Source organism: Sporosarcina sp. E16_8 (assembly GCF_017347095.1).
GTDB lineage: Bacteria > Bacillota > Bacilli > Bacillales_A > Planococcaceae > Sporosarcina.
Genome location: NZ_JADPRZ010000084.1, coordinates 1 through 6388 on the forward strand (window position 1 = coordinate 1; position 6388 = coordinate 6388).

The window sequence follows — 6388 nt, forward strand, 5'->3', positions numbered from 1 at the left end:
AAACTGTCGAAGTGTCCAACAAACGCGGCGGGGTTTCCAACCAAATCGGCGAAGCGTCCAACCAATCCCGCGAAGTGTCCAACAAACCAAAAAACCTCCAACCAAACCATCGAAGTCTCCAACAAACCCCTTGAAGCCTCCAACCAAATCAATAAAGTCTCCAACCAATCCCGGTGTCGTATATACTAAAAGTGGTGGAGGTGTAGAAATGAGATCATTGATCGATAAAATTAAACAAGGCTTGGCTATTTTATCTGCTGCGGAAAGAAAAGTGGGTGAATATATACTATTGCATTCGGAGTTAATCCCTAATATGACGACAAAAGAGTTGTCAACAAAGATAGGTGTAAGCGAAGCGAGTGTGATTCGCTTTTGCAAATCGATTGGAATGGGTAGCTTCAAGTCATTTAAACTCGCGCTCGTTAAGGATTTAACGTTAACTGAAATGAACTTAACGGACTTTTCGATTTTACAGCAGAAGGATACCCCCTATGACTCATTTCAAAAGGTCATTCAGGTAAATAAATTCGCGATTGAATCTTGTATTGATTCCATGGATAAGAAGGAGTTATTGAAAGCAGTAGATGCCATAAAAGATGCGAAAAAAATTGTTTTCTTTGGTGTTGGCGGATCATCGACTGCGGCACTTGATGCGCACTATAAATTTACTAGGCTGGGGTATCAAGCTATTACCTCTTTGGATTTTCATTATATGCTGACGGTTATTCCTTATTTAAACAAAAATGATGTTTTTGTTGCCATCAGTACATCGGGAAAGACGAGGGATGTATTGGAACTTGCCCATTTTGCCCAAAAGAAAGGTGCAATTGTAATTGCGATTACGAATCTGGATAAATCCCCCTTATACAGGACAGCAGATATCAGACTTTGCACCCCAAATGTGGAACAGGATTTTAGAATTGGCAGCATTCCTTCCAGAATGACGCAGCTAACGGTTATTGACACCTTATATATGAGTATTTTTCATCATGTCGGAGAAAATGTTATCAAACAATATCAGGAAGCAAGAAGTGAAATGGAGAATTTACGGAGATGAGGAAACCCACTAGTAACGGGTTCTCTCTCTTTACCTTCTGGAATGGCTGCTCTTTCTAAATAGAGACATTTAAAAAGAGCACCTCAAAAGGATGCTCTTTTTCGTGTTATTTTATTGCAAGTCATGAGTAACGTTTCACAATAACTAATTTACTTTTTACTCGCCTGTTAAAAGGGTTCTCAACATTTTCTTGTCACCAAGGTACTTAATTTCCTCTATTCCACCTGGGCGAAGAATCGCTATCCCTGTAATTTCTGCATTCACTTTTTCTTTTCCTTTTTTTTCATAGTCAATAGTAACGGTAAAGTTATAATTCGTTGGGACATTTTTATTTTGTTCGATAGCAATTTTACTAACGGTTGTTTGATAATCGTATTTGTCAGCCGCTAAGTGGAACACTAATGTTAGACCTCTCGAAATTAATTTATCGAAACCACTTTCAGAAAAATAAGGTCCGTAGTTATCCTTTATATATGCACTATACTCCTTACTGAATGGCGAGCTCTCCTGCTGCTGTTCTTCAAACGACTTCCACATTTCGTTTTGTGCTTGTATGGCTTCTTTATTCGGAGTATTCAAGTCATACTCCAGATAGGCTTGAATAAGTGCTATGTTTTTATCTTGTGGCTCATCTTGAGTACAGCCTACAAGTAAGAGGCTCATGAGAACAAAAGTTATGGCAACCCCTGTCTTTCCTCGAAAGATCTTCTTTGCGAAAGAAATATGATTCCAACATGATTTTTGAAACATAATTTCACCCACCTCTTATTTTTCGATTTTTTACCTACTCTTTATACGGATAACACGCAACGGAAGTTTCATTATTCTAACAATTAAATCTCGTTAGTGCTATAACCGATGCTTTTTTATTACTTTAATGAAACTAAGATTCAGTAATATTTAGAATAATCTTGACATATAGTTTCTTATGGGTACAATTGGAATATAAAGTACTAGTTTAAGAGGGGCGATAGAATGCTTGATAAATTATCTACAGAAAAGAGAAATAGCAAGACGATGCAGCTTGATGAAATGTCTGTAAGGGGCATTCTGGAAGCGATGAATCAAGAGGATAGTTCAGTTCCATCTACCATCGCTAACGAGCTAGATTATATTGAAAAAGTTGTTGAATCTGTTGTTGAATCGTTCCAAACAGGGGGCCGACTCATTTATGTTGGAGCAGGAACGAGCGGAAGATTGGGGATTCTTGACGCTGTTGAATGTGTCCCAACGTTTGGCGTTTCGCCTGAAATGGTTCGTGGGTTCATTGCCGGAGGAATGGAAGCGTTTACAGCTGCGGTTGAAGGCGCTGAAGACAATGTGAATTTGGGGGCTTCCGATATGGAATCTGCTTCAGTTTGCGATAAGGATACTGTCATTGGAATTGCCGCGAGCGGTAGGACGCCGTATGTCATAGGTGCTCTAGATTGTGCACGAGAAAAAGGGGCTAAAACGGTAGCCATCTCGTGTAATAAAGACGCTGAAATAAGCAAGCATGCGGAAATGGTAATTGAACTAGAAACGGGTCCTGAAGTTTTAACGGGCTCAACGAGATTGAAAGCGGGAACAGCTCAAAAGTTAGTGCTGAATATGATTTCTACGGCGTCGATGATTGGAATTGGCAAGGTCTATGAAAACCTTATGGTCGATGTCCAATCTACAAATGAAAAATTAACAGAGCGCTCCAAAAGAATCATTATGGATGCCACTCAAGTTGACTATGAGACAGCCGAGGACTATTACGAAAAAGCGCAGCAGCAGGTGAAAACCGCTATTGTCATGATTTTACTTCAAAGTTCTTATGAAGAAGCGGTAGAAAAATTGGAACTAACAGGCGGCTTTGTCCGAAAGTCTATATAAAAAATGAAATGGGGGGATTGGGATGAAAAAGGAAGAGCGTATGGCCCAAGATATTTTTGCGAATATCGGCGGCAAGGAAAATATCCAGCGGTTATCTCACTGTATGACGCGTTTGCGCCTGGCATTAAAAGATGATAGTAAGGTGAATGTGGACGCGTTGAAAAAAGTCGATGGCGTAATGGGTGTCATTGAAGATGATACGTTGCAAATCGTAGTGGGGCCGGGGACGGTCAATAAAGTGGCTGCAGAAATGAGCAAAGTCACAGGGCTGTCAATTGGGGAAGAGGCAGGCCCGGATGAAAATGACTTAACTTTTAGCGAAAAAGCAGCAAGAAATCAAGCCAATCTTAAGGCAAAGAATAAATCGCCTATAAAAATGCTACTTCGCAGAATTGGTAACATCTTTATTCCACTAATTCCAGGTCTTGTTGCATCCGGTTTAATTAACGGAGCTGCAAACTTCGCGAAAAACGCGGGTGTGGATCCGACGCAAACGTGGATGCAAATATTGCTTCTACTTGGAAGCGGCATATTCATGTATCTTGCGATTTTGGTGGGTTGGAATACAGCTAAGGAATTTGGCGGCACACCAGTACTTGGTGCCATTGCTGGAGCTTTTTTATTCAACCCTGCGCTTGCGGATATTACGATTTACGGTGAGGCATTAGTGCCAGGCCGAGGTGGATTATTTGGTGTCATCTTTGCGGCTTGGTTGATGACTTGGGTTGAAAAGCGTGTTCGATCTGTTATGCATGATTCGATTGATATTATCGTTACGCCTTTAATTACCGTATTAGTAGTAGGTTTCTTTTCACTCTATGCAGTAGTTCCAGTTGCGGGTGTTCTATCTGATGGAATTACATCCGGAATCAATGTCGTCTTGGATGTCGGTGGGGTTGCGGCAGGCGCGGTACTTGCAGGCTTCTTCTTACCGCTAGTTATGGTCGGACTTCATCATGGATTAACGCCTATTCATTTAGAGTTGATCAATACTGTGGGTTACACCGCGTTATTACCAATATTAGCAATGGCAGGTGCAGGTCAAGTGGGTGCAGCCATCGCAATATTTGTGAAAACTAAAAACAAAAGATTGCGTACTATCATTAAAGGCGCACTACCAGTAGGCTTCCTAGGAATCGGAGAACCACTGCTTTACGGGGTCACACTACCTCTAGGCCGTCCATTCCTTACTGCCTGTATGGGTGCGGCAGTCGGCGGTGCCTTCCAGGCAGTCATGAAAGTAGCTGCATCTGGTATCGGCGTATCTGGTATTTCGCTAATTCCACTTATCGCAGACAATAAATTCTTGTTTTATTTCTTGGGCCTAGTAATTGCCTATACATTCGGCTTCCTGTTCACGTACTTATTTGGATTCAAGGAAGAAATGGCGGACGGTATTTAACAAAGGGGGGGGCTTGCCTCCTTTTTTTGATGAAAAGAAAGTATATGTTTTAACTTGGAACAAGGTCTAGCTCTAGGTGCCTGCAAGGATGCAGGTATGCAGTCGTTGCGACAGGAAGTCGCGATCTTAGACTGCCCTCTTTTTCACTTATGCCTGTGGCGTCTAGACGGCGCCTTGCGCTTTTCATAATCTTAAATAGGAGCTGGTTATTATGCTTGGAATATCTGTTTATCTAGGAAATGAGTTGAACGAGGAATTTGAATTGTATCTTAAAAAGGTGAGAGCAATCGGTTTTACTTCTATTTTCACATCGCTTCATATCCCCGAGGAAGATCCGCAGCTCTATAAAGAACGCCTTCACAGGCTAGGAGCGGTAGCGAAACAATATGATATGGAGTTAATGGCAGATATTTCGCCACAGTCACTTGGACATCTTGGTTTCACTTGGGAAAATGCAGAGGGCCTTCTTGAGTGGGGGCTAACGGGGTTACGGGTCGACTATGGTATCTCAGAAGCCACAATTGTCAGGCTATCCAAGAAAATGAAAATTGCGCTGAATGCAAGTACACTGACTAAGGATGGTCTGGATAAAATGAAACAGGCAGGGTTGCGCACGGAATCTGTTGAGGCGTGGCATAACTTTTATCCGCGACCCGAAACAGGACTTGACCGTGATGAATTTAGCAAGGTGAATGAGTGGTTGAAACAGGAAGGGGTAACCGTGATGGCCTTCATTCCAGGAGATGGATCATTGCGTGGGCCGCTTTTTGAAAGACTGCCAACATTGGAGGATCATCGAAGTATCTCACCTTTTGCCGCATTTCTAGACTTAATTGAAAATGGCTGTGTGGACAAGGTCTTAGTCGGTGATCTGACACTGACTGAAGAATCGTTAGAGCAATTTGCTTCTTATCAACAAGGGTTTTTTTTATTGCGAGCTGAACAGATAATCCACGACAAATCCCTGCTTGAAATTATGGGAGCCGTCGTGCAGACAAATCGTTTAGATGCTGCTCGGGATTGCATCCGATCGATGGAATCAAGGGAATACGGACTAATTGGAACCCGTCCCGTTAAAGCAGTCAATACGGTAGAAAGACCACAAGGTGCGATTACCGTAGACAACGAAAAGTATGGACGCTATCAGGGAGAAATCCAAATTGCAAAACGAGATCTCCCAGCCGATGAAAAGGTTAATGTAATCGGCCGAATAAAGGAAGATGATCGGTTGTTGCTGCAGTATATGTATGGAGGATCTAAGTTTCAAATTAAATGGATGTAATTGCGGAGTGTTTAACTTAATTAGTGAAGTGTCCAACGAACCCGGGAGAGTGTGCAACATAATCGGTGAAGTGTCCAACGAACCCGGTAGAGTGTACAACGAAGTGTAGAGTGTCCAACATAATCGGCAAAGTGTCCAACAAACCCGGGAGAGTGTACAACCAAATCAATAAAGCTTCCAACCAATCCCGGGAAGTGTCCAACAAAGCGTAGAGTGTCCAACCAAATCGGCAAAGTGTCCAACGAACCCGGAAGAGTGTCCAACCAAATCAAAAAAGCCTCCAACCAATCCCGGAAAGTGTCCAACCAACCGCACAGTGTCCAACCAAATCGGCAAAGCGTCCAACGAACCCGGGAGAGTGTGCAACCAAATCAAAAAAGCCTCCAACCAATCCCGGAAAGTGTCCAACCAACCGTAGAGTGTCCAACCAAATCGGCAAAGTGTCCAACGAACCCGGTAGAGTGTCCAACCAAATCAAAAAAGCCTCCAACCAATCCCAGGAAGTGTCCAACCAACCAGTGAGTGTCCAACCAACCAGTGAGTGTCCAACCAAATCGGCAAAGTATCCAACAAACCCGGGAGAGTGTCCAACCAAATCAAAAAAGCCTCCAACCAATCCCGGGAAGTGTCCAACAAAGCGTAGAGTGTCCAACCAAATCGGTAAAGCGTCCAACGAACCCGGTAGAGTGTCCAACCAAATCAAAAAAGCCTCCAACCAATCCCGGAAAGTGTCCAACAAACCGTAGAGTGTCCAACCAAATCGGCTAAGCCTCCAACCAACCCGGTA

At 42.9% G+C, this 6388-nt stretch carries 7 protein-coding genes; 4 read left to right on the plus strand and 3 right to left on the minus strand.

From position 1 onward, the window contains the following. Positions 1-208: 208 nt before the first annotated feature. Complete coding sequence (locus I2484_RS20410) at positions 209-1057, plus strand: MurR/RpiR family transcriptional regulator (RefSeq protein WP_207152893.1); 849 nt, start codon at positions 209-211, stop codon at positions 1055-1057. A 156-nt stretch (positions 1058-1213) separates the two neighbouring features. Here I2484_RS20410 and I2484_RS20415 read toward each other — a convergent pair whose 3' ends face one another. Beyond that, on the minus strand, positions 1214-1807 hold the full coding sequence (locus I2484_RS20415; protein WP_207152894.1) for a hypothetical protein: 594 nt from the start codon (positions 1805-1807) through the stop codon (positions 1214-1216). A 225-nt stretch (positions 1808-2032) separates the two neighbouring features. On the opposite strand from I2484_RS20415, the gene murQ reads away from it, so the two are divergent. The 3 genes from murQ (at position 2033) to I2484_RS20430 (ending at position 5601) form a co-directional block, all read left to right on the plus strand. Continuing rightward, positions 2033-2917: an N-acetylmuramic acid 6-phosphate etherase gene (gene murQ / locus I2484_RS20420; RefSeq protein WP_207152895.1), complete on the plus strand. Its 885-nt coding sequence runs from the start codon at positions 2033-2035 to the stop codon at positions 2915-2917. Positions 2918-2939: 22 nt separating this feature from the next. Beyond that, entirely contained in the window at positions 2940-4319 is a 1380-nt protein-coding gene (locus I2484_RS20425) for a PTS transporter subunit EIIC (protein ID WP_207152896.1), read from the plus strand. A gap of 211 nt (positions 4320-4530) precedes the next feature. After that, positions 4531-5601: a DUF871 domain-containing protein gene (locus I2484_RS20430; protein WP_207152897.1), complete on the plus strand. Its 1071-nt coding sequence runs from the start codon at positions 4531-4533 to the stop codon at positions 5599-5601. A gap of 20 nt (positions 5602-5621) precedes the next feature. Here the strand turns inward: I2484_RS20430 and I2484_RS20435 are convergent, their stop codons facing one another. Together I2484_RS20435 and I2484_RS20440 are read right to left on the minus strand one after the other, a co-directional pair. Beyond that, on the minus strand, positions 5622-5873 hold the full coding sequence (locus tag I2484_RS20435) for a hypothetical protein (protein ID WP_207152898.1): 252 nt from the start codon (positions 5871-5873) through the stop codon (positions 5622-5624). Then, positions 5870-6388 (minus strand): hypothetical protein (locus I2484_RS20440; protein WP_207152899.1); only part of this gene is annotated, 519 nt, incomplete at its 5' end. The genes I2484_RS20440 and I2484_RS20435, both read right to left, overlap by 4 nt.

Bases quoted from the DNA above. Each gene is read 5' to 3' on its own strand.
- I2484_RS20410 (WP_207152893.1), top strand. From the start codon at position 209: ATGAGATCATTGATCGATAAAATTAAACAAGGCTTGGCTATTTTATCT.
- I2484_RS20415 (WP_207152894.1), bottom strand. From the start codon at position 1,807: ATGTTTCAAAAATCATGTTGGAATCATATTTCTTTCGCAAAGAAGATC.
- murQ (WP_207152895.1), top strand. From the start codon at position 2,033: ATGCTTGATAAATTATCTACAGAAAAGAGAAATAGCAAGACGATGCAG.
- I2484_RS20425 (WP_207152896.1), top strand. From the start codon at position 2,940: ATGAAAAAGGAAGAGCGTATGGCCCAAGATATTTTTGCGAATATCGGC.
- I2484_RS20430 (WP_207152897.1), top strand. From the start codon at position 4,531: ATGCTTGGAATATCTGTTTATCTAGGAAATGAGTTGAACGAGGAATTT.